Below are 254 nucleotides of genomic sequence, written 5' to 3' on the forward strand. Positions count from 1 at the left end.
GGCAGAGATTGAGCGCTTCGAGCGCGCCATTGGTCGCGACGATTTCGTCGGCGGGCTGCGAAATGCCGATACGCATGTAGCGCAGCGCAATCTGGCGGCGCAGATTCTCATTGCCCGGCGGCAGATCGACCACCGTGCTCCACGGGCTCACGCTGCGCGCCGCGTGGCCGAGCGATTTGGCCAGACGCGACAGCGGGAAAAATGTCGGCGAGGGAAACGCGGAACCGAGCGGCACGATGCCCGGCTGCTTCGCG

The 254-nt window shown here is 66.5% G+C and carries 1 pseudogene; it reads right to left on the minus strand.

Features of this window, described 5'->3' with window-relative positions:
• Positions 1-254 (minus strand): annotated as a pseudogene (locus tag SB786_RS36970) (PLP-dependent aminotransferase family protein); the annotation flags it as partial.

The sequence above is a fragment of the Burkholderia sp. SIMBA_062 genome (assembly GCF_046534765.1).
Lineage (GTDB): Bacteria > Pseudomonadota > Gammaproteobacteria > Burkholderiales > Burkholderiaceae > Burkholderia > Burkholderia ambifaria.